This window comes from Rhodopirellula sp. MGV (genome assembly GCF_002251265.1).
Taxonomy (GTDB): domain Bacteria; phylum Planctomycetota; class Planctomycetia; order Pirellulales; family Pirellulaceae; genus Stieleria; species Stieleria baltica_A.
This window is the reverse complement of the sequence record NZ_NPDI01000043.1, coordinates 26,711-49,678: the sequence shown is the minus strand read 5'-3', so window position 1 is coordinate 49,678 and position 22,968 is coordinate 26,711. Positions and strand designations below refer to the sequence as shown.

The 22,968-nt window shown below is 55.8% G+C and carries 18 protein-coding genes and 1 riboswitch; of the genes, 9 read left to right on the top strand and 9 right to left on the bottom strand.

Annotation, left to right across the window (positions count from 1 at the left end; translation table 11 throughout):
- The first annotated feature begins 145 nt into the window (after positions 1 to 145).
- The gene (locus CGZ80_RS15770) at positions 146 to 1,099 is read left to right on the top strand and encodes a hypothetical protein (protein ID WP_094416133.1); all 954 of its coding nucleotides are present in this window, start codon (positions 146 to 148) and stop codon (positions 1,097 to 1,099) included.
- 123 nt (positions 1,100 to 1,222) lie between these two features.
- On the opposite strand, the gene CGZ80_RS15765 is transcribed toward CGZ80_RS15770, so the two are convergent.
- Positions 1,223 to 2,203, bottom strand: coding sequence for a hypothetical protein (locus CGZ80_RS15765; RefSeq protein ID WP_143543959.1), 981 nt, complete (start codon positions 2,201 to 2,203; stop codon positions 1,223 to 1,225).
- A gap of 130 nt (positions 2,204 to 2,333) precedes the next feature.
- Here CGZ80_RS15765 and CGZ80_RS15760 point away from each other — a divergent pair, with 130 nt between their 5' ends.
- The gene (locus CGZ80_RS15760; RefSeq protein ID WP_094416129.1) at positions 2,334 to 4,526 is read left to right on the top strand and encodes a mechanosensitive ion channel domain-containing protein; all 2,193 of its coding nucleotides are present in this window, start codon (positions 2,334 to 2,336) and stop codon (positions 4,524 to 4,526) included.
- A 37-nt stretch (positions 4,527 to 4,563) separates the two neighbouring features.
- Here the strand turns inward: CGZ80_RS15760 and CGZ80_RS15755 are convergent, their stop codons facing one another.
- Positions 4,564 to 5,976, bottom strand: coding sequence for a PDZ domain-containing protein (locus CGZ80_RS15755; protein WP_094416127.1), 1,413 nt, complete (start codon positions 5,974 to 5,976; stop codon positions 4,564 to 4,566).
- A 288-nt stretch (positions 5,977 to 6,264) separates the two neighbouring features.
- On the opposite strand from CGZ80_RS15755, the gene CGZ80_RS15750 reads away from it, so the two are divergent.
- The 5 genes from CGZ80_RS15750 (at position 6,265) to CGZ80_RS15730 (ending at position 11,732) form a co-directional block, all read left to right on the top strand.
- Positions 6,265 to 6,687: a sensor histidine kinase gene (locus CGZ80_RS15750; RefSeq protein WP_094416125.1), complete on the top strand. Its 423-nt coding sequence runs from the start codon at positions 6,265 to 6,267 to the stop codon at positions 6,685 to 6,687.
- A gap of 69 nt (positions 6,688 to 6,756) precedes the next feature.
- Complete coding sequence (locus tag CGZ80_RS15745) at positions 6,757 to 8,112, top strand: hypothetical protein (RefSeq protein ID WP_094416122.1); 1,356 nt, start codon at positions 6,757 to 6,759, stop codon at positions 8,110 to 8,112.
- Positions 8,113 to 8,226: 114 nt separating this feature from the next.
- Entirely contained in the window at positions 8,227 to 9,138 is a 912-nt protein-coding gene (locus CGZ80_RS15740; protein ID WP_158222716.1) for a FliG C-terminal domain-containing protein, read from the top strand.
- A 54-nt stretch (positions 9,139 to 9,192) separates the two neighbouring features.
- Complete coding sequence (locus tag CGZ80_RS15735) at positions 9,193 to 10,875, top strand: M28 family peptidase (RefSeq protein ID WP_094416118.1); 1,683 nt, start codon at positions 9,193 to 9,195, stop codon at positions 10,873 to 10,875.
- The gene (locus CGZ80_RS15730; RefSeq protein ID WP_094416116.1) at positions 10,872 to 11,732 is read left to right on the top strand and encodes an alpha/beta hydrolase; all 861 of its coding nucleotides are present in this window, start codon (positions 10,872 to 10,874) and stop codon (positions 11,730 to 11,732) included. The genes CGZ80_RS15735 and CGZ80_RS15730 overlap by 4 nt, the downstream gene beginning before the upstream one ends.
- Positions 11,733 to 11,756: 24 nt before the next feature.
- Here CGZ80_RS15730 and CGZ80_RS28290 read toward each other — a convergent pair whose 3' ends face one another.
- From CGZ80_RS28290 to CGZ80_RS15705, 6 genes are all read right to left on the bottom strand, one after another.
- Entirely contained in the window at positions 11,757 to 12,350 is a 594-nt protein-coding gene (locus CGZ80_RS28290; RefSeq protein WP_198953708.1) for a hypothetical protein, read from the bottom strand.
- A gap of 32 nt (positions 12,351 to 12,382) precedes the next feature.
- Positions 12,383 to 13,387, bottom strand: coding sequence for a sulfatase-like hydrolase/transferase (locus tag CGZ80_RS28285; protein WP_198953707.1), 1,005 nt, complete (start codon positions 13,385 to 13,387; stop codon positions 12,383 to 12,385).
- Between the two features lie 80 nt (positions 13,388 to 13,467).
- Positions 13,468 to 14,784, bottom strand: coding sequence for an HTTM domain-containing protein (locus tag CGZ80_RS15720; RefSeq protein ID WP_143543958.1), 1,317 nt, complete (start codon positions 14,782 to 14,784; stop codon positions 13,468 to 13,470).
- Entirely contained in the window at positions 14,781 to 15,548 is a 768-nt protein-coding gene (locus CGZ80_RS15715; protein ID WP_143543957.1) for a hypothetical protein, read from the bottom strand. Before CGZ80_RS15715 ends, CGZ80_RS15720 begins: the two co-directional genes overlap by 4 nt.
- Before the next feature lie 84 nt (positions 15,549 to 15,632).
- Complete coding sequence (gene aspS, locus CGZ80_RS15710) at positions 15,633 to 17,411, bottom strand: aspartate--tRNA ligase (RefSeq protein WP_094416112.1); 1,779 nt, start codon at positions 17,409 to 17,411, stop codon at positions 15,633 to 15,635.
- A gap of 265 nt (positions 17,412 to 17,676) precedes the next feature.
- Positions 17,677 to 19,245 carry an MFS transporter gene (locus CGZ80_RS15705; RefSeq protein WP_094416109.1) on the bottom strand — a complete coding sequence of 523 codons (1,569 nt, stop codon included), beginning with the start codon at positions 19,243 to 19,245 and terminating at the stop codon, positions 17,677 to 17,679.
- 466 nt (positions 19,246 to 19,711) lie between these two features.
- On the opposite strand from CGZ80_RS15705, the gene CGZ80_RS15700 reads away from it, so the two are divergent.
- Positions 19,712 to 20,236, top strand: a complete 525-nt coding sequence (locus tag CGZ80_RS15700) for a glutathione peroxidase (protein WP_255407716.1) — start codon at positions 19,712 to 19,714, stop codon at positions 20,234 to 20,236.
- A gap of 24 nt (positions 20,237 to 20,260) precedes the next feature.
- On the opposite strand, the gene CGZ80_RS15695 is transcribed toward CGZ80_RS15700, so the two are convergent.
- A complete protein-coding gene (locus tag CGZ80_RS15695; protein WP_143543956.1) occupies positions 20,261 to 21,325 on the bottom strand; it encodes a chemotaxis protein CheB in 1,065 nt (354 codons plus the stop codon).
- A gap of 172 nt (positions 21,326 to 21,497) precedes the next feature.
- Positions 21,498 to 21,753, top strand: a riboswitch (cobalamin riboswitch).
- A gap of 186 nt (positions 21,754 to 21,939) precedes the next feature.
- Here CGZ80_RS15695 and CGZ80_RS15690 point away from each other — a divergent pair.
- A complete protein-coding gene (locus tag CGZ80_RS15690) occupies positions 21,940 to 22,959 on the top strand; it encodes a PEP-CTERM sorting domain-containing protein (RefSeq protein WP_094416103.1) in 1,020 nt (339 codons plus the stop codon).
- Positions 22,960 to 22,968: the final 9 nt, after the last annotated feature.

The following is a 22,968-nucleotide window of genomic DNA, read 5'->3' as shown; positions in this document are numbered from 1 at the left end:
TCGTCGGCGGTGTCAGGTGGTTGTCTCACCAACAAAGTATGTCATGTCATCGCTCGACGCGCAACTCCGCCCAAAGCCCCTGGTTGCCCTATTGTGACTGCGCAAATTCCGTGCCGAACAGTATTGTACCTGACACCTTTTCGCTATGGCTGGTAAAGAACTTCGTGGTTGTGAACGGTTTGTCGACATGTGGGCCCTGCCAGGCGTGCATGCGAGCAATGTCGAATTGTTGCAGCGGTTGAAGACGGCCGACACGAATCACTTCACCAAGAACATGGATTGTGTTGGCACCGTCAACACGCTGGACCAAGAAACTGGCGATTGGGAGAAGACGCATCTGATCGGACTTCGGACTGATATCTGGAAACCCGACGACGAAGAGATGCACAGTTGCCTGGAAGCGATGAAAGACAAACGTCGCAGTGAAGTCAAACGCTCGATCAAACGCAGCGGGCGGCTGAACGAAAAGCAAAAGTCACGACTCGAAGAACAACTCGCCGACGACGACATCATGCAGATGCAAAGCGGCGATATCCGTACGCGTCGTCTGGTCCTCAAGTTGTTTCGCACCACCGGTGAAAGCGTCCGTTGGTGCGGAACCATCGAAGAGATCACCGCAACCGAAGTTCATAATTCGATCGGCACCGGCAAAACGTTGCTGACCATGGCAGTGATGCTGGCCCGCAACGAATACGTCACCTACGTGCAACAAAACCATCGCACGTTCCGCATCCCGTCGATCTTCAGCTTCTGCTACCACAGCGACGACCAAATGTGGAACGTGATTCTGCGTCGACACTGGTTGTCGATCGGGGCCGACTTCGAAGTCGAAGTCGACGGCCAAGGCATCGGTGAAATCGATGGCAAGCTGTTTTCCTTCGGCAGCGACAGCCACCTCGTCTTCGATCCCCATCCGCTTGTTCAACAGCGGAACTTCATGAATCTGATCACGCTGTTCGCGGCATCAGTCGGTTATCACAAAGCCATGCGGCGCAGCGTCGACCGGCGGATCGAAGCGGCCCTCGAAGGCAACTCACATCTGAACGTGCTGCAGAACGAAGAGCTGCGGCTACGCCAAAACGGCCGCGCTGCGGCTTAGCGGCCTGTCGACCGCCGCTTACGCATCGAGCCCTACGTCCCAAAACGAACGCAGTAGCTTGATCCTGCGTGACGGCAACGCTGGCGTATAGACGCTGGCATACAGACGCTTTCGGTGTGCCCATCACTCTTTGAGAAGTTTGGCGGCTCGCGACGCGTTGTACTCGAGATGAAAGATCTTCCACGGCTCTTTGCTCGTGTTGACACTTAAAATCCAATCGTCGACGACAACATTTCGAAGCTCGCCGCCTGATTTAAGAACGACTCCTTTCGAAACGAGCTTCCCGGCCTGCAGACGTTTTTCGAACTGCTCCAGAACGCCAGCGACAACGCTCATTGGAAAATCAACATTGGCTCGCTTGTTCCAATCATTCGCGAATTGGGCACGCTGAGCCAAATGAATCGTTGCCGCACCAATTGGCTTTCCGTCCGGCCCGATCGCGTTCGGATTTCGAGCTATCTCCCACTTCCGTTTGCCAACGCGAAGATGAATGGTACTGGGAATTGTCGTGCCAGGAATCACCGGGCCGACCTCTTCAACCGTCCACCAAATCTCTTTCTTGATGGCCCTTTGGCTGCCACCGCGTTTCAAGAAGCTTTCCAAAGGCCGCTTGATTTGATTCACCCAGTCTTTCATTTTCGAACTGAGATTTTCGACCGGAATGGAATTCAATGCGGCGTAAAGTTTTTCGAACCAGGGGCGAACCTGCTTCGCGAACGCATTGTTCTGACGCGCCAATTCGATCGCTTGGCGAAGACGCCGCGAATAACGAGGCAACTTCCCGACCTTCGCCAAGTCGCCGAGATAGGGGATCACACCAAGTCCGCTAAGCCCCGCGCCCAACCAGTCGCCGCGTCCGAGTGAGATCACCACGTTCGCGCTGTCCGCAAATGGCGTTGGCTCAAAAATGCCAATGATGTCGAGCGTCAGCTGAACCACGTCCAAGACGAACTCTTTTTCTTCAGGAGTCAGACTTCGTTCGTCGCGAACCACACCAGGCGTGGCATAGCTCGCATTCGGCGGAAGGACGATCTCGGCACGCCGCTGGGCGGTAGGATCCCCAAATGAATAGCACATTGGTCCTGGTACCCGATTGTTTGCCATCACCGTGGCTCCTTCATCATCGTAAAGGCTGTCTGTTTCCGCAGAGATTTACCAGCGATCCATCTTAGCAAACCGCACTTGGTAGACAGTACCACTTATCCTGTCAGAATACTTGTCAGGAGGATGATCTATGGACTGTCGAAAAATTTGTTGTGTGTTGCCCCTGTCATTGATGCTCGCTTCGTTGCTGACGTTGTCGTCGCTTGCGCAGCCACCAACGTTGAACGAACCGACCGGAACGGATCCGATAGGAACGGAGCCACTCGAATCGGAGCCGGCAAATCCAGAGGCCGCCGAAGGACAAGACGCCCCCGATCCGTCGGCTGTAAACGAAGCGTTAATTGCCGGGATCCGACAACAAATCGAATCGATCGTCACGCAACAAAAGTCAGCCGCGACACGTCTCGAAGATCTTTCCGCCGCCAAGCTGGAAACCGAACAAACCTTGCAGCGGATCAAGGACACCGGCCTGAACGAAGATCCGCCGTATTCGATCATCCTGCTGGACGAAATCAACGACAACTTGAAAAGCGAGCGTGAACGCCGCGAGTTGTTGGAAGCGAGCATCCTGACCGCTCGTGAAGCGGTCGAAACGGCACGTGTCGAACTCGAAGATCACAACCGCGAACTCAGGCAACTCAAAGAGCAACTCCCCGAAAATGATGGCCGCCTGGTCGTTGCCCGAACGCGCGTTCAACTTGCCGAAGAAGTTCTTTCCCTGCGCCGCCAAGAACTTGCCATCGAAGAGGCAACCGAGCAACGTCGGAAACTGAAAACGGAATTCGAACAACGGCGTCAAAGTCTCGTTGCCAGTCACATCACGTTCACTCGATCGGAACTGAACGAACAGCTAGCCGAAATCAAAGTCCGCGAGAACGAATTGAAGCGTAGAAGCTCACGTGTCAAATCAGAAGCTAACTACGCGGAAAATCGCTGGATGCAAAGTCGACAAGACCTCGACTCGTCCCCTTCGCCCGACCCGGTGCTTCGTGAACGAGTCGAAGCGTTGAAATCGGCGCAACAGTCGACAGAGTTGGAAGGCGCCGTCATCAACCAACGACTGCAACGTCTGCCTTGGATTCGTACGTCATGGGAACGGCGTTTTCAATTGCTGCAAGGCAACGTCTCGCGAAACGATCGTCGCGATTGGTCGGACGAAACACATCAATGGCTGGAAACACTTGATCGTGAACGACGTGCCCGCGAATTAAAGCTCGACGAAGTTCGCACGTCACTTGGCAACCTGTCCGGCCGATTAGAAAACCGTGGCGAGCTCGACCCGCAATTGGTCCGCTGGATCGAAGAGCATCAAGCATCACTGAATCGTCAGATCACAATCTACAACGACAGCTTGATTGCGATTCAAAACGCCGCCGGCGTGCTTGGAAATTTACTTCTTCAACTTGAGGGTGGCCCGAAACGCACGTTCGGCGAATGGGTCGCCGACAGCTGGATCACGGTGCAGCGGTTTTGGAATTATGAATTGACCAATGTCGAAGACACATCGCTTACGGTCGGCAAAATCGTCAGCACGTTGTTGTTCGTCTTCTTCGGTTACTTTGCCGCGCGACTGATCAGCAGTTGGCTGGGGTCACGATTGCCTAAAGTCGGCGTGGACGAAGCCGGGGCGCATGCGATCGAGTCATTGTCGTTTTATATCTTGCTGATCACGTTCGGATTGGGAGCGTTGAAATATGCGAGTGTACCGCTGACGGTGTTCACGTTCTTGGGTGGCGCGATCGCGATTGGCGTCGGCTTTGGCAGCCAGAACATCTTGAACAACTTCATCAGTGGACTGATCCTATTGGCCGAGCGTCCGATCAAAGCTGGCGACTTGATCATGGTCGATGACACCTACGGCAACGTCAAATCCATCGGTGCCCGAAGTACCGTCATTCGTACCGGAGAGAATCTGGACATCATCATTCCCAACAGCAAGTTTCTTGAAAACAACGTTGTCAACCTAACACGGCGTGATGACCGCTTGCGTACGTCGATCAACGTGGGCGTCGCTTACGGTTCGCCGCTGGAACGCGTCATCGAGCTACTCGAACAAGCCGCCGCCGAACACGAGTCAGTTCACGAGCGTCCCAAGCCTTTTGTTTGGTTCAATGACTTTGGAGACAACGCGTTGGCGTTTCAGGTCCATTTTTGGATCAACGCCCGGACCGTCGTTCAACGTAAGAAAATCGAAAGCGAAGTCCGCCTTGCGATCGATCGGCTATTCCACGAAGCGGGCGTCGTGATCGCATTCCCACAACGCGACTTGCACCTGGACAGTAACCGTCCAATCGAGATCAGAATGGTCGACCCGAGAAACTAAACGGCTTTGAAAACGAAACGGTATTGAACCATAACAATCACTCCGCCGTTTCCAGCTTGGCTTCTAATTCGCGAAGCTTCTCACTCAGTCGTTTGATCTCATCCTTAATTTCAGCCTTGCTGCTGTCGGAGCTCTCGTCTGCAGCCTCCGCTTTCGATGGTGCCCCTTTCGACGGAGCAGGGAAGTCTTGCTCGAGTGCCAACACGTCGACTTCTGGAGGTGCGGGCAGTTCGTCGACAACTTCCGCTGGTGCCTTGTTGGTCACGTTTGCGTTTCCCAGCCTGCCAAACATAGCACCGAACCCGCCGAGCAATGATCCTGCTTCACCGCTATTGCCCGACGCAGCAGCGGCATCGGACACAGCAGCTTTGTTGGGATCGATCGAAATTTGGACCAAGTCATCTTGGCGAATCACGCCGAGTTCATAAACGCCATCGATCATTGCCAGCTGCTTTTCAAGCGTGACGCCGTCGGCGACCATGCGACCGTCAAGACTAATGATCCGGTCACCGGCACGTAGACCATTGGACACACCGACTTCATTGGGAGCTAGCGACTTGATCACGACCCCGCGCTGGCCAGAATTGACTGCAATCTCGGCCCCCAGCGCAGCGATGTTATCGGGTTGCGATATCGTGCGACGTGGCGTTTGCGATGAAGACGATTGAGTATCGATTGAAGGCGCCGGGAATAGCGTCCCGGAGGGTTCCAAGGACGTGCCGATCTCTGGAGAATTCAATTCGCTTGGCGATGCCACGTTCGCTGCACCAGACTTGCCAACCAAACGGATTTCGATGTCCTTAACGACACCGTTCTGTCCGACCCGAAGTGTGACCTGATCTCCGGGCTGATAGCGGCGAAGCTCATTTGCCAACACGTTGATCGACGGTGTGACCGCACCATTGAGCATAAAGATGTAATCGCCTTCGCGAAGTCCCCCTCGATTCGCTTGCGAGTGAGGCAAAAATCCGGTGATTTGAACTCCAGAGTACTGTCCCGCGCGAGCGTTCGAACCAGTGATGCCGATCGACGCTTGGTCACCATCGTTTTGATCCATTGACTGCAAAACCGACGCGCCGAACGCCTGTTGGACACCTCGATCAACGTTGCCGCGTCCGCGTGGCGTTTGAAGATTCGGATCTGGGTTGCTCGGTGGTAACGCGGTTCGGGGCGCAATCGGGCTAAACGTCGGACCATCCCCTCCGGCGGGGTTCCGATAGCGTGATGAGGGGTTGGCGGGTGCCGGCGTGCCGGGGTTGGGCTGATTCGGTGCAGTCCGGTCGGTTGCCGGATTGGCACCGGGACGCGGCTGTTGCTGATTTTGCAACTGGACGCTGATTCGTTCTCGCAAACGCTGGATCAAGCCTTGGCCCTGTGCTTGGGAATCGGCCCCAAACACAATTGCTGTCAAAATACCGGAGGCGAGGATAGCCTGTTGCGAACGCTTCATGGAATCGAAAGGAGTTGAAAGTGCGAGTGGGGATCGACCTAGTTCATCATAAGCACGCACCCACCCAGAAAACAGAGTCTTGTGGCCAAGCGGTGCTGTTGCGCGGCCGGAGAGCCACAAAAAATAGGGCAAACGATGTCCGATAGGCCGATCGGGGTTGCCGTCATTCAATGACAAACGCTATGCCCCATTTAGGAAGCCGGACGAACTTGAATCAAAGTTGTGATTTTTCAACAAGTGTCTCGGCAAGCACCTGATTCCACTCACCAAGTGATATCGGAGCCTAGTATGGCCAGCGGATGGATCCAGCCCAAACAGTGTCGCAATCTTCTTGTGCTCGTCGAATCAGTGACCGCACCCTTGTTGATCGATCATGCGGCTCCCGTTTGTTTGGAAGTCGACATCGATGTCAGCATTCCGGTGCCCTGTGACAACACACGCGCCGCCGACTTGATCACAGCGATCAGCCGTCAAGCACTTGAGGCGATGCCCGATGGCGGCGACTTAATCATCACCGCTTGCCGCACCGAAAACGGCATCGAACTTGAAATTGCTGACAGCGGAATGGACAGCAAGCATCGCGAGCGTTCGTTGCCGATCGCGGCCGCCGCCATTGGCGCTGACCTGACTTGGCAAAACTGTCCTCAAGGCGGCGTTGCTGTCACCATCTGCTTTCCAGCCCAATCGGCGCAAAGTCGACTGGCCGCGTGATCGCATTGGCGAGTATGAAGCGACTTGTCATCGCAACCACTCCGCAGCCCATTTTTGTCGTAGTCAACAGTGTCCGGATTCAACCTCGCACCACTTCCCATCAACAAGATCATTGTCGGGGGCGCATGCGTTGCCCTGATTTTGATCGGGATGTCGTTGATCCCAGCGCAACAAGCTGACTACGAGCGACTGCCGCTTTTGGGCGACCGACAATTCAATCGGGCCGAATTAGACGAACTCGAACTGGCTTTCAGCGAAGCGGGTTTGAAATCCTACGAACGACGAAGCGGGCAACTTTGGGTCGCACCTGAAAAAAGGTCAGAGTTCCTCGCCGTCGCGCAGAAATCCGGCGCACTTCCGATCGACCTTTTGGAACCCACCACCGAAGCGTCAAGCGGATTGGAACTGTTCGAATCCAGCATCCAACAGCGTTCTCGGTTGCAATCGCACAAGGCTCTTCAGTTAGGCACGAAACTGCGCGCGTTCCCCGATGTCGCCTGGGCATCCGTCACGTACGACCAACAGCTACTTGGCGGCTTGCAACAGGAAACCATCCAGTCTGCGAGTGTGGTGATCATCCCCAGCAATGAAAAGCCTCTGTCGCCGAACCGGATCGACATGATTCGCCAGTATGTCGCGGGAGCCTATGCGGGGATGACTGTCGAACAAGTCACCGTCACGGACACAACGGCGATGGAGTCTTACAACGGTAAAATTGACGAAACCAAACGCGCCCAACGGCACTTTGAATACGAGATGGAACAACGCCTGACCGATTTGTTGATCGGATTTGGCAACGTCCGGGTTGCCGTGATGCATTCGCCTGGCGAACCCGATGACCCCACTTCGGTCCAGCCACGGATCTCGATCGCACTATCCGAAGCCCAGTTCCACATTCAGTGGGCTCGTGACTTTCGATCTCTCCATCATGATGCCGAAGCAATCCCTTGGCCTTCGAAAGAACAACTCGCCAGTGCCCGCGACCGTGTGATCGCGAATGTCAACGAAGTGCTTCGCCCACTCGTCGGAAGCCACGTGGACGATTCGCGAATCCATATTTGCAGCTACCCTGACTCGATTCCCGCCGAGCAGTACGCGACACCACCGCACGAACCGTTCTCGCTCGCCAACGCACAATCGATCGCGTCAAACAATGTCCCGTTGACCGCGTCGATCATTGGCTTAGCTCTAATAACACTGTTTTGCGGTGCGGCCGCCCTGCGGATGCGACTGCGGGTGACCGACCCGTCGATCGCCGCAAAACACTCGATCGCAACCAGCAAGCACACCTCATCAAGACCTCGATCGGAAAACGATCGTCAACCTGATGCCACGACGATTCGTGAAGACTTGACCGAATTGATCGAGGCCAATCCCGAACTGGCTGCCCAAATTGTCCATCGCTGGATGGCAGACGCCGCCTAGTCACCCTATTCAATCGGATGCATGCCTGTGCCGAACGACTTGGCAGGAAGCGTCTGAAACAAACAGCGATTGAAATAACATCAGGGTCTGACCCCAGAGTTGATGGAGCAACTCATGCACGACATTGAAACCGACGAACGGTGCCTCGCCACTCGACAGATCGCCATCCTGTTGCAATCCCTGCCGGCACGTACCCACCGCGTCTTGGTCGGGCAATTGGATCAAGACGACAAGCACGAAATCAATCAACAACTCGAACTGTTGGGTGATGCCGACCCGCTGGAGCAATACCGCGTGATGAAGCGGTTGCGCGAACAATTGAAGGCCGGCACGAGCGATGCCGAACGCGTTGAATCGGAAATCCAAGACGAGATTCAAATCGGTCGCGCACGTGTTTCTCGAAAACGACGTAACGGCAATTACCGCCCGTCGGAACGTCCAACAATGACGAACGAGGAATCGGCGTCCAATCGGATTTCGTCCGATCAAATGGCGCCGGGTGAACAAGACGATTCCGAACCAGTCTATCAGGTCAGTTCCATCCGGCTGTCAGACTTTTACCAGTCCCAAGCCGTTGGTGTGATGCCGGCATCGGCACTGTTCGGCGGCATCAACGATGAAGATGCCGAACCGGTTCGTTTGCCGATCCGTTCGGCCCCCACCCCATCACGTGTCACACAACATCGCGATGGATCGAATCGACAAAAGTCGACTGCAGGTCTATCTGCGACCGAAGCCGAGTTGATTCAACGGGTCGACCAATTTCTTCAGCAACTTTCGCCCAGCGATTTGTGCCGCGCCCTCGCGATGGTCACGACACGACAAGCTTTCTTGGTATTATGCGGACTTCCTAACGAAAAAGCGGAAACGGTCTTGGGGTTGCTGCCACGTCGGAAAGCCAAACAGGTTCGCAATGACATGCGAACGTTAGGCCCGTTGCAACTGTCCGATATCGACGCCGCAAAACGCAAGCTGGCCGAAGTCGCCTTGGAACTGCAGTCCGAACCGCTGTCCGTGGCGGCTTGAACGCGTCCAATCATCGGGCCTGCTGAATCCACCAACAACGAATAGGCAACTCCATTGGTCGGATCTCGAATCCTTGCGGCAGGCGCATTTTTCTTCCTCGCGATTTTCGTTGGCGGGATGCTTTATCGTGGCCCCGCGCCGCTGGCAAGCGATGCTGATCCATCGGTCCCATCGGCGGCACGGATGCGCGAGAACCTGAATCACTTGCTCGGCGTGCCGGCCCAGCAACACTCTGCCGGTTCGCCCGAAGGCGTACAGTTTCGAGACCGTTTGCAGTCCTACCTTGATGGCGTCGGTGCTCAGACGACTCGCATCGATATCCCGTTCGATTTGGAAAATCAAAGCTGGCACCCAAGCGACCGTATCAAGCTGTTGCCGGAATCCCCGACGCTGCACAACTTGCTGGCGACTATTCCGGGAAAATCGCCCGAACTGGCTCCGATCGTGATCGCGACCCACCACGACTCCTGTCCCTGGGGTCCAGGCGCCGGCGATGCCGGCTCTGCCGTCGTGGCCCTGGCCGAGTGCGCGCGGCTTCTAGGACAATCGCCCCCACAGCGGACAACCCATTTCGTCTTTAGTGATGGTGAAGAGTTTGGTCTGCTTGGCGTTCATGCACTTTTTGGCCACAACGCTTTGCCGATCAATGACCCGGCATTCGTCTTGAATTTTGATGCGCGGGGAACACTCGGTGGCGTCCCCATGTTCGAAACGCACGACAACAATGCCGCATGGGCCAACGCGATCATCAACGATTTGGCATTCCCTAAAATCACGACGTCGCTCGCAGTACTGGTTTACCGCACCTTGCCCAACGCCACCGATTTCGACGTCTATCGTAAAAACTTTGGTTGGCCTGGATTTAACTACGCAACCATCGGTGGTGCCTATCACTACCACACGCCGCATGACACGCCAGAAAACGTCAGCGATCGAACGCTTCAACACATGGGCAACCACGTCGCCTTCATGCATCACGCGATCGATCGGCTGAGCAAGGACGAGTTACAAGCGATTCGGGATCAAACCACATCACAGCCAAGCAACGCCGTCTTCTTCGACGTGCTCGGGCTGCACGTCTTCATCATGTCCTCGGCAACACAGGTTGTTTTGGCGGTGATCGGATTCTTGGCGGTTTGGTGGCGACCGCTGCGAAATGGCATCGGCAATGCATTGATTACTGTCTTGAAGATACTGCCGGTCGGTTTGCTGCTGATTATCGCCAGCGTCATCCTAGGGTTCGTCACCATTGTCGTCTTGAAACAGACCCCGTATCACAGCCTGCGTTACACGCCCGTCGATTTGGAAGCAGGGCTGATCACGATCGCTGTCACGACCGTTGCGATCACGCTTCTGGCCGAAGTGTTACTGAAACGTGTCTTTCGATTCTCGGCCGAATTTGTCTTTGCCGACGCCGTCTGGATGATCGTCTCAACGCTCGGCCTTGTCGCCGCGTTTTTCCTCCCAGCCGGTGCCTACATTTTAGTCTTCCCCGTCCTAGCGTACGGAATCGTCGCGGTGATTGCGCCTCGCCAATCACTGGCCGCATGGTTCGGATGGTGTGTGATGGCCTTGATCGTTGGACCGGTGTTAGTCTTGTTGGTCCAATCGATCGGCCCTTGGAAGCAACCGATTTACGCGGTCATCGCGGGCTTGCTGTGTGTACCGATGGCAGCCGTTTGGTTTGCTTCGCACAAGTTTGCTGATCCTATGATTGAACCGGATCCATCATCATGACGAAACAGCTCTCCGGCTGGAAACGCAGATTGTTCGTAGCTCTCCGAGCTGCGGTGGTCGCGTATTTGGTGATTTTGCTCGCGATGGTACTTCTCGAACCACGGCTGTTGTTCCCCGGCGCCTATCGTGAAGTCACTCCGGCGGCAACGTCACTGCCAACCGCATGGTCCTACACGGCGGCCGATGGAAGCGAGATCGTCGGCCAATTGATCGAACACCCTGATGCCGAACGCACGGTGCTGTTCCTGCATGGCAACGCAACCTATGCGAGCCGTCAAGTTGCCTGGGCCGAACAGATCAGCCGCCTATGGAAAGCCAACGTCTTGGCGGCCGAGTATCGCGGGTTCGTTGACGACCAGCTGACTCCAGGTGAAGCCAACCTGACCGCCGATGCGATCTCAGCGTTCGATGCCCTCCAAAAGCATTATGGCTTGAACCCGCAAGACATCATCGTCTACGGCCGCTCGCTCGGCGGCGGGTGTGCAGCTGCGGTTGCCGCAGAACGTGAGATCAAACACTTGGTGCTTGACCGAACCTTTGATTCGGCAGCCAACGTTGGGGCTAGACGGTATCCGTTCATCCCAGTGCATCTGTTGATGCGCAACCCGTTCGATTCAATGGAACGGCTGCAATCGTATGATGGCACACTGGTCCAGGTGCACGGGACGAACGATTCAATCGTCCCATATCCCAATGGCCGTCATCTGTTCGAAACACTGACGACCGTCGACAAGTATTTTATACGCTTGGAGCCATTCGACCATCTGGATCCGATGAGCGACAAAACCTTGATGGACATCCTTGGCTATCTGTCCAGCCAGGACGAAACATCTGCAGAATTGTCACTCACTGATTGAGCAGGTCAATCATGAACGGGTCGCTCAATCGAGCGGCTGTTCTTCGAAATCAGTCGGCGAGACCCAACCGGCCTTTAACTTTTCGCCCGCCATGTAGCGTTCATAAAAGTGGTCGGTCGCCGGCGAAGTGTATTGGTACTGGTCGAAGAGATCGCCGTTACCAAACATGCGTGGGTCGCCCTGGCTTTTCAGTTCCGATTCCATCTGTTCACGCAACTTCGCCAATCGTTCTTCGTTGTCCGGATTGGTGGCCAAGTTGTCAACACAGTCTGGGTCTCGGCCGACATGATAAAGCTCCTCCTTGGCACGCTTGCCAAAACAAAGTCGCCAAAACGTCGATGCGGTTCCGCTGCGACGCAAATCCAACACATCGGTTTTGGTCGGTCCGCCGTCGCAATTCAAATAGCCTGTTTCTGGATTACCACCAGGCCAACGGTCGACCTCGTAGTTGCGAATGTACAGCCAATCGCCGTGCCGGATGCCACGAATCGGATAGCCGCCCTGGTTGGGACGTCCAATGTCGTGCCGTTCTTTTCCGACCAAGACATGGTCACGGCCGGCGACGGGCCCATCGGCGGCAAAGATGTCAAACAAGTCCTTCCCCGTGATCGATTGCATAATCGGGCCCGACTCGCGAATCCCCGCCGCCTTTAAAAACGTCGGCGCAAGTCCCGCGAAGTCCACAAAGTCATCAACGCTGCGTCCGGAATGCTCGATCCCGGCTGGCCAACGAATCGCCAACGGAATGTGATTCGATTCGTCATACGCTTGTCCTTTGGCACGGGGAAATGGCATGCATGATCACTCGTCGCGACAATCAAGGTATTGTCCAGCTGGCCAGCTTGTTCGAGCTGTTCCAGAATGCGACCCAAGTGATTGTCATAGTGCTCGACTTCGACGGCATAGTCCAACATGTCATTGCGAACCGTTTCGTTATCTGGCCAATAGCTTGGTACATGGTCGATGTCCGACGTTTTCTTTCCCATCCGCACACCAGCCCCGTATTCATACCCGCGGTGTGGTTCGGTGGTTCCATACCAAAACGCCCACGGTTTGCCGTCGGGGACATCAGTAAGGAAATCGCCAAAATTGCCCGCGTAGTCGTTGTTGGAAATCATCTTTGCAGGCGGCTGTGCCTTGCGTTTGGAGTATCCCTTTCCTGTGATCGCCCGGCGATTTCCATCGGCGTCATCGGCGTAGCCAGGGCCCCAGCCTTTCCCGGTAAATCCGGTGAAGTAGCCATCGGCAGCCAAACGTTCGACATAGCCACCGAACTTGGCGGGAAAGAAACACATGTGGTTGCCAGCCTGTTCCAACTGCCACGAATATCGCCCCGTCAAAATGATCGCACGCGATGGCGCACACTTGGCGTTGGGTGTGTAGGCGTTGTTGAACAGCAAGCCTTCTTTTGCGACACGATCAAAGTTCGGCGTGTTAACCCAAGGACATCCATAAGCACTCGCATGCCCGTACGACCAATCATCCGCGATCGCGATCAGAATGTTTGGCCGCTCGATCTGGTTACCAGGCTCATCTGCTGCCTCGTCTGCGGTCGCTGGCGAGCGGAGCAGGGGACTGGTCAAGAGACACAGTCCAAACAGTAGCGATGCCCAGCGATAACGCATCGACGGGACATTGGGTGATAAGAATCTCATCAGCAGGCTATCGGTTCGGCGGGGGTGGGGAAGGTTGGCAAAGTCCACCACCAGGATAGCCGATCACGATGCGAGCCGTATTAGGAATCCGAATCCGACGACTTGCCTTTGCGGGCACGACGTTTTTCGACGAGGTCTTTGATCTTCGCTTCGCGTTGACGCAACTTTTTGACGCGTGCTTCGTATTTGGCCTCGCGTTGCTTTAGCGCCTGATAGCGCCGATTGATCCGTTCGGCGGCTTCGCGAATGCGTTGCTTCTTCTGTTTCAGCTTGTCCCGTTCGTCGGCCGACAAATCCGGGTTTTGCAATTGCCGATCAAGCTCGACTTCACTGGCAACGAGTGCCTCGTCATCAGCCAATTGCACTTCGGCGGCCTGTTCTTCGTCTTCTTCCAACTCGTCACGACGAAGCAGCAGATCCGGTGACAGGAAAATCGCGTTCGCGACAATCATCATCGATCCGAACGTGATCATGCCAAGGAACATTGCGATCCCGCCGTGGACCATTACCGCGATCGCCAGCACGACCGGACGCGTGACGCGTGGCCATACCAACGCACAATAAAACACTTCCCAGAACAGCGTCACATTCGACAATGCCGAAATGATCGCGGGATAGCGTGACAGCCACGTCATGTTGATCGACTGGTACTCGTAGTTCGAAACCGCGTACCAAACCGCCAATCCGTTCCACCAGGTCTCGCCACGCGCTTTCGACAATCCGCCGAACAGATAGATCACGCATAAGTGCAACTGCAACAAACGCGTGCAAATGTTCGCCGCAACACTGGCGGTCGAATCGGGAAACAGCCAAGCCAGCCGTCGTGATGTTTCAATTCGGTCGCCCAAGCGAGTCCGAATGATTGCGTCCAAAGAGTACTTGGCACCACAGGGTGCGACGGCCAAGTACATCGTGATGTAGGTGACGATTTGATCCAGGCCAAACAACGCGCCCGTCAATCGATGCAGGTACATCAACTGCAAAAACAACGTCAGTGGCACGGTGATCCGCGTGAGCAATCCGACCGCCATCGCCGCCGTCACGAACAACGTGAATCCGTGGTGGGCATAGAGCAAACCTGGACTGTCGATTCGCCATAAATAGCTTCGTGCCCAGTCGCGATTTCCAAACGCCCCATCGTGCAATTGCTGGGCCATCTCGTTGCTGATCCAACCGTTCGGGCCGATGAATTTGAGCAAGCTTCCGGCCAGCACCAGATGGCAATACAGCAACATCACACCGGTTGCGATCCGCATCACACACAGCAAATGCGGTCGACGCGGTGTGAACCAAAAACGTTCCCAGGCATCACCCCACTTCGACAGCGATTCCTTATAAGAACCGGCTGCCGCGGAATTGTTTTGGGCAACGGTTGTGCCGGACGTCCCTCGCGTCATTGCGATTCCTCCGCTGCCGAATCTGTTTGTGGAACCGGTATGACTTCGGTCGAAACCTGCTCCGCGTCTTCCACCGGCACCGGTGCGATTTGATCAGAGAACACCGGCTGGTCTAACAGAATCCTGTAAAGCCGCTCGTCGCTTAGTTCGATGGGCTCCGCTTGATAGTTGGATAGCGAAGGCAAGCCATGTTCGATGCGACGCAGTGCGACGTGTCGCCCACCGTTTTCGTGTTGCAAATGATCGACCAACGACTGCCGAATGAACTCATATCGGGCACGTCGCTGTTGCCAAAGTTCTGCGGCCGCGCGATCGGTTTCGAACATGTCATCCGGCGGTCCGGGCGGCCAGTAGCTCGCGTGCAAGAACTCTGCCAGCATGAAATGCCGGTGATACAGCAACCTTGGCCATTGCTGTTTCAAATCGGGATACAGCTGCTCTGAAATCGACTGGTCTGGCTGTGTCAGCGCGGCTTGAAACAGGTGGCTGGGGCCGGGGTCGGGCGCAAAGAATGCATAGCCACGATTGAGATGCAGAAACTCACCATAGCCACGAAACGGCCGAATCAAAACGTCGATCAATGGCGAAGGCCCATCGACCGTCGTCGTTTGAAATGCCAGCGGCGGAAGCGCGACCGCCAACAGGTGAAACAGCAACAATCCGCTGATGATCAAGCGGCGACGCTTGGACAGGATCGATGGCTTGGCAGCAGGCGACGGCATGCGGTCGTGGACCATAAAAAAGACTGGGATGAATCGGGACACAACAGGGTAATCCGATCCATCCCAATGTGCAGGATTGATGTCGAGCAGGCCTGATGGTTCAGGCCACTTCGCAAAGCGTTAAACCTAGTCCGCTTTCTTCGCCAGCGTACGCAGGTGCAGCTCGGTCAGCTGTGCGGCATCGACCTCGCCAGGAGCTTCGGTCATCAAGTCCGACGCCTTTTGCGTTTTCGGGAATGCGATAACTTCGCGGATGTTGTCGAGACCGGCGAACAGCATGACCCAACGGTCGATCCCCAGTGCGATCCCGCCGTGCGGCGGTGCACCGAAACGCAACGCGTTCAACAAGAACCCGAAGCGGTCTTCTGCGGTCGCTTCGTCGATGTCCATCAAACCGAACACCTTCGACTGGATGCCTTGATCGTGGATCCGGATCGTACCGCCACCCGCTTCGCTGCCGTTGATGACCAAGTCGTACGCTTGGGCGCGGCAACCCTTCGGATCGCTATCGAGTTTTTCGAAGTCTGATTCCAACGGCGCGGTGAAGGGGTGGTGCATTGCAACCCAACGTCCCGACTCGTCATCGCGTTCAAACATCGGGAACTCAGTCACCCAGCTGCAGTGCAGATCGCCAGGTTTGTAGAGTTCCAGTTCGGCGCCCAAACGTTTGCGCAGTGCGTTGAGACCTTTGCAGGTGACTTCCCAGGAATCGGCCAGGAACAACAACAAGTCACCGGGTTCGCCACCCATCAAGGATTTGATTTCGGCGAGGTGTTCGGCTTCGAAGTTCTTGGCGATCGGGCTCCACAATGATCCGTCTTCTTCGACGCGGAACCAAGCCAATCCCTTGGCTCCGAAGTCCTTCACAAATTCGGTCAGCTCGTCGATTTGGCGACGCGAGTATTTCTCGGCTGCACCTTCGGCTCGCAAACCGCGGATAAAGTTGCCCGAGTCGGCGACCGCGCGGAAGACGCGGAACTCGGTCTTCTTGCCGACCGAAGTCACGTCGGTGATTTCCATTCCGAAACGCAAATCAGGCGCGTCATGGCCGAAGCGACGCATCGCTTCGTCATAAGTCATCCGTGGCAACGGCAACGGGACGTCTTTACCCAAGATTTGCTTGGCGGTCTTGGCGACCAATCCGTCGATCAAGCCCATGATGTCGTCCGAATCGACGAACGACATTTCCAAGTCCAACTGGGTGAACTCGGGCTGGCGGTCGGCACGTAGGTCTTCGTCACGGAAACACTTGGCGACTTGGACGTAACGGTCAAAACCGGCGACCATCAGGATCTGTTTATAAAGCTGCGGCGACTGGGGCAGGGCGTAGAAATCGCCGGGGTGCACGCGGCTGGGCACCAAATAATCGCGAGCACCTTCGGGAGTGCTGCGTCCCAAAATCGGTGTTTCGACGTCGATGAAGTCGTGCTCGGCGAAGTAGTCTCGCATGGTTTTGACGATCTGGCTTCGCAGCACCATCGCACGCTGCATCTCGGGACGACGCAGGTCCAAGAAGCGATACTTCAATCGCAAGTCTTCGCCCGGCATGTCAGCCTGACTTGGCGTGAACGGCGGGGTTTGGCAAGCGTTGAGAACCTTCAACTCGGGGCAACGAACTTCGATTTCGCCCGTCGCCAGCTTCTCGTTGGTCTTGCCTTCCAAGCGATTGGCAACCGTTCCGCGAACCAGGATCACGCTTTCGATCGGCACGTGGCCGGCAGCGTCGATCTGTGCTGCACCAGCTTCGGGGGGTCCGATCACAACTTGCGTCAAACCATAACGGTCTCGCAGGTCGATGAAGACGGCTCCGCCGTGATCGCGTCGATTTTCGACCCAACCGCACAGGGTAACTTCGGTTCCGACGTGTTCTTTGCGCAGTTCGCCGCAGGTGTGTGTTCGCAGCACGAGACTTTGAGGGGGAAAATAGGGGAAATTGGCCTGAGAGAAAGCGGGATTTTAGACGCTCAGGCCCCGATTGCTCAGGGGGCCTTTGCCGGTCGGGCGGTTCTTTCTGAAAACCACCCCAAACGCCCCTGAATGGGAACGAGATCCAACCGGTCGCTCGCTTTGCAGGCATGCTGAATTTCGCAGCCGCAAATTGCAAAAAAGAAACGCCCCGCCAGATGTTGGCGGGGCGTCGTGTCGTTCTTCCGATCTGGATCAAGCGAGATTAGTACTCGCTGGGTACCGGTTGCTCCAAAGCATCGTCAGTCGCCTCGTGGTCCTTTTCACCCCCGCCAAGCGTGATGACTTTGTAGCCACCGATGGACTTGAAGTAGACCATCAACCCGAGAAATCCGACCGCCATCATCGCAGGCACATACGCGGTCAAGGTCAACGCTCGGCGACCGCCAAACAAGTACGATGCCTGCACGGCAGGAATATCGGTGTCTGCGTTGGCAACCAAAGCTTCCTTTTCCTCTTCAGGAATCAGCTTTGCATCGGAAATACCTGATGGGTCCACGCCTTCGCCTTCGGCCAAGTGGGTACCGTTTGCCGCATTCAGTTTGGCAGCATTCAGTGGCCGATACTCATAGCCCCAGGACGTGACGGGATCTGGATCGGCGTAACGTTCGAACGTGTCCGTGGCAGTCGCTTGCAGGTTCTGACTCATCTCATAACCCTGCTGTGTACCGATGCGTGGACCAGCGATTTGGCCGACGCACAACATTCCTGCAGCACCGAGTGCTCCCATCGCGACCGAACCGCTTTGCGGATATCGCTCACCAGCAACACCCAACATCGTCGGCCACAAGAACGCTTTACCGAGCGAGTAGAACGTTGCGGCAACGAAGATCATGCCAACGCTTTGGATCGGCGACCCAAGCCAAAGCAGGCCCAAGCAAGCGATGATCGAACTTCCGAACAACAATCCGATCGGGTTGACCTTGTGAACAATCGGCCCGGCGAAAAATCGCAGCACGAACATCAACGCCGACGTGTAAACCAAAATCAGCACCGAGTTCGGCAGCAGGTTTTCCATCAACTTGGTCATCCACGAGTCGACACCAAGTTCCATGTATCCGATCAACGCGTGCAGCACGATCAAGACCAAGAACGGGATCGAGGCAAAGCACGAGAACACCGCACCGAAGTTGCCGGACGATTCGCCAACCGTTTCGGGCAATTTCTCAGGCAGAATCAACACACCATAAATCACCACAACGATCGCGAAACTCGACAGCGCCCACTGCCAAGGCAATTCGACAAACCAGCAGTTTTCGCCGATGAAACCAGCCGCAAACAAACCGCCGATGATCATCCCCGCAGGCCAACCGGCATGCAGAATGTTCAAGTAATGTGTTTTGTTCTCTGGATAGATCTGGGCGATCAGCGGGTTGATCACAGCTTCATAAAGCCCCTGACAAATCGAGAACAAGAACGCACTCCAGAACAGAACATTGAAGACGTTCTTGGTTGCGTTCTCTGGATCCGACTCGCGCCACCCGTCAAACAATGGGTTCGCCGCAAACAACATCACCGCACTCGCTAGGTGCAGCACAAACGCGAGTGCGAGCAGTTTCTTGTACCCGAACTTTTCGACCAAGATCCCGCCGAAGAAGATCATCAAACCGAAGCCAAGGAATCCGGCACCTAAAATCGCACCGAAATCACCTCCGCCCAAATCGAATTCTCGTTCCCACGGGCCCCCAGCAGCCGTTCGTGTTGCAAAACCAATTCCAGAAGCCACCAGCGTCAGAAAGCTGGCAAGCATCAATTTTCCACGTGCTTGTTCCATTCGGGGAGCTCCGCAAGGCGAGAAGGAGTATTTTGAAGGTGGGGGATCGGAATGCTGCCGATGGTACCGGGTTCGGTCAAGACGTTGCTGGCAATTCCGTGCGAGAAACAAAAGTTAATCCCCACACCCCTTCGTCGCTACCAGCTTGCCCGTCAGAGTCACCCTGACAAGCAAATTTTCCGCCATTTTCTGAGCCACACCTAGCCATCTAACAGCGTTCAAACTGCCACAATCCGCCACCGGGTGGCAAGAAACCAGACTAACGGCACTGCAATCAAGGACTGAGCCACCACCCAAATCGGCGGACTTCCGTAGCACGCGCCCATTGCCGGATCGGTATCATGCGGCAACTTTGACAGGCACCCTTCCGATACCCCACGCCTCTCCACACTCGCCTCCGTTCCACAGGAATCCAATCATGCGTCTGATCTTCTCCGCACTCCTCGCCCTTGGAGCTTTGACCACTATGCCAAACGCCGGACAAGCTGCCGAGAAAAGCACCGAGCACGAGTGCGCGCTCGACTTCAAAATGAAAGACATCGACGGCAAAGAAGTCGATTTGGAAGATTACGAAGGCAAAGTGGTGCTGATCGTCAACACCGCCAGCCAGTGCGGTCTGACCCCGCAATACACCGGACTGGAATCGCTGTACCAAAAGTACAAGGACAAAGGATTCGTGATCCTCGGATTCCCCTGCAACCAATTCGGTTCGCAAGAACCCGGCACCGACGCTGAGATCAAAACGTTCTGCAGCACCCAGCACAACGTTTCGTTCCCCATGTTCAGCAAGATCAAAGTCAACAGCGACGAAGCATGTGACCTGTACAAGTACCTGACCAGCAAAGACACCAAACCGAAGGGCGCCGGCGCCGTGTCATGGAATTTCGAAAAGTTCCTGATCGATCGCGAAGGCAACCTGGTCGGCCGATTCGAGCCCCGCACCACGCCAAGCGACTCGACGTTGGTCAAAGCGATCGAAGCGAAGCTCTAAGAGTCCTGAGCGAATTAGAGTCGCTCAGTGTTGGGAATACTCGATGTTCTCGGTGGGCGGCTCGGCAAATCCAACTTCTGGCGAAAGCTTGATCGCCTTGGAGATCAACTCCGCTTGCTGTCCGACCACGTCGGCTTGATCCCGATAGGTTGCGGCGACGTCATCTCGCTGCAACCTCGTTTCTTCTTCGCCAAGCGAACGCAATAGACGCTCTTTTTCACGCAGCGTTCGCAGCATCGACCACCCCATTCGCTCAGCCGCGTCTCCGTGATATTCGATCATCGAGAGCAGCGTGTGGGCATGCCCGACGTGGCAACGGTACCGAGGAATCGACGAGTCCTGGACCCGCCACATCTGCCCATTGCAATCGGGGCACATGTAAGGCGACAGTTTGCCGATTCGGTTCTCCGCCGAGATATTGCTCTCGACCGTCATCGCAAACTGTAACTCCATCAATAACTGCTGCGATGGCGTGACTGTTTCACCGGCCGGTGTCTGTGCCAGTACCGACATCGCAGTCGCGATACCATCGAGTGGCAAAATCCCGTCGACGTCACAATAGCGAATCGCATTGCTGGGCATATCGGGGGCGACGGCGGTCTCGGGATGCTGGGCGATCGCTTTCCCGCCACATTGTTTGATTGCCTCCAAGCCGGCGGCGCCATCATCGAGCATTCCCGTTAGCACGATTCCAACCGCTGCCCCACCGTGATGAACCGCTGCGGAGCGAAACATCGGATCCGCAGCCGGGCGTGAATAGTTTTCCTTCGGACCGATCGTTGTACGAATCGTCGCCCGCTCAATTAACAAATGCCGATCGGGTACCGCGACATAGACGTTTCCCTTTTCGAATCGCATCCCATCAACGGCGAGATGACACGGCAAATTGCTGTGCCGGCCAAAAATGTCCGCCAGGTAGTTCCGGCGTGGGCTGGCTGAGGTGTGCTGCGTGATAAAGATTGCACCTGGGAAATCGCTCGGCACATCGGCAAGCAATGACGAAATCGCTTCAATTCCGCCCATCGACGCCGCGATGCAATAGATGTCGTGCGTTCGGCTGCCATCGTCGTGTTTGGGTTGGATGTACACCGCGTCACCTCGTTGCCTGCGTAGCCTGTCGACCTGCCACTCCAGCTGGCCGCTTTTCAAACAGCCATCAAGGCGTGCAATCGCTATGCCAACAGAGGGACCGGCGCAGGACTTGTCGTGCCGTCATGACAAACACAATCGACAAAATGCTTGACAGCCATGCTTCTCGCGATACGATCAGCGTGCCTTTGGTGACCCGCCCCGGATTCTTTGAACCGGAGGGGTGAACAGGGAACTCCGGTGCAATTCCGGGACGGTCCGGCCGCTGTATGCCGCCCGCGATCTGTGAAATGATCGCATCCTTCACTCGATTCTTATCACTGCCATTGTTCTGTGGCCAACATCGCGTTGGCGGCTGGAACGAGAAGGCACTGGGTGAATGGAAAAGGCGGTAAGTCAGAAGACCTACCATAGGCAAGACGAACTTGTGCCCTCCTGGATTGGGGCGGTCGTTGCAGCGAACTGCTGCCGGTCCAAAGGCAACATCGCTGGCACCTTTCTAAAGCCAACCTGTTGGAACCTGCCACACTCAGCTTTTGCTCGACGTGGTACGAAGACTCTGCACGAAGACTCTGCACGAAGAGTTTCCAACAATCGTCCCCCCACTCTCCACCGTGAAAACTCAGCTGGCCCTGTCTCTCGTTGCCACCACCTTACTCAGCCACTCCACCGTCCAAGCACAACAAGGCGGACCTTACTCCGGCCCCACTGGCGTGACCGCCGGAGCGATCGACAATCCAATCGCTCGAGCCGACATCTCAATTTTTGAATCACGTGTCGTCGACTATTCCCCCGCCCCCGGGGTCGGGCCCAACTTCGATTCCCCCACCACAGGCATCTCCTCGCTAGGCGAACTTTATAGCCCCGTCGCTCGACCATCGGACCTGACAGGCTTCGACAAACGCTACCAACCGGCGATCGGAAGCGAACCTTCCGGAGCCCACGCCGGCGCTGTAACCGATCCCTTTGCCGGTGACCTTTACAACTCGTCGGATACCTACGGATTCATCGGGATCGATAATCCAGGCTCGATCACGCTGGGATTTGACAATCCGATTTTTAACGGGGACGGTGCCGACTTTGCCGTTTTCGAGAACGGCTTTTCGTTCGGTGGCTCCACGTCGTTGTTTGCCGAATTCGCATTCGTCGAAGTCTCCACCAACGGCAGCGACTTTCTGCGTTTCGCTTCCATCTCACTTAACGATGGCGCATCCGCAGGTGCCGGTTCGTTCCAAAGCTTTGATGTTTCCAACGTTTACAACTTGGCTGGCAAGCACGCAGCGAACTGGGGCACGCCGTTTGACCTGGATGAATTGAGCAATGACACCATGGTGCTGGACGGCATCCTGGACCTGAACCAGATCAACTATGTTCGCTTGGTCGATGTGGTCGGCAGCGGCGAACTGTTGGATGATCTCGGAAATCCGATCGACGGAGTCGCACGCGATTCACTTGGCAACCCGATCCTGGACAACTGGGTCAGCTTCGATTCGGCCGGCTTTGATTACGTCGGTCTATCCACCGGAGCAATCGGTCTTTTGAATGTCAGTGCTGTCCCCGAGCCATCCGCGTTCGCGTTGCTAGGTTGCATCTCGTTTGGCTTGATCACACGTCGCCGCCGACGCGGTCACTAGGAGCCATTT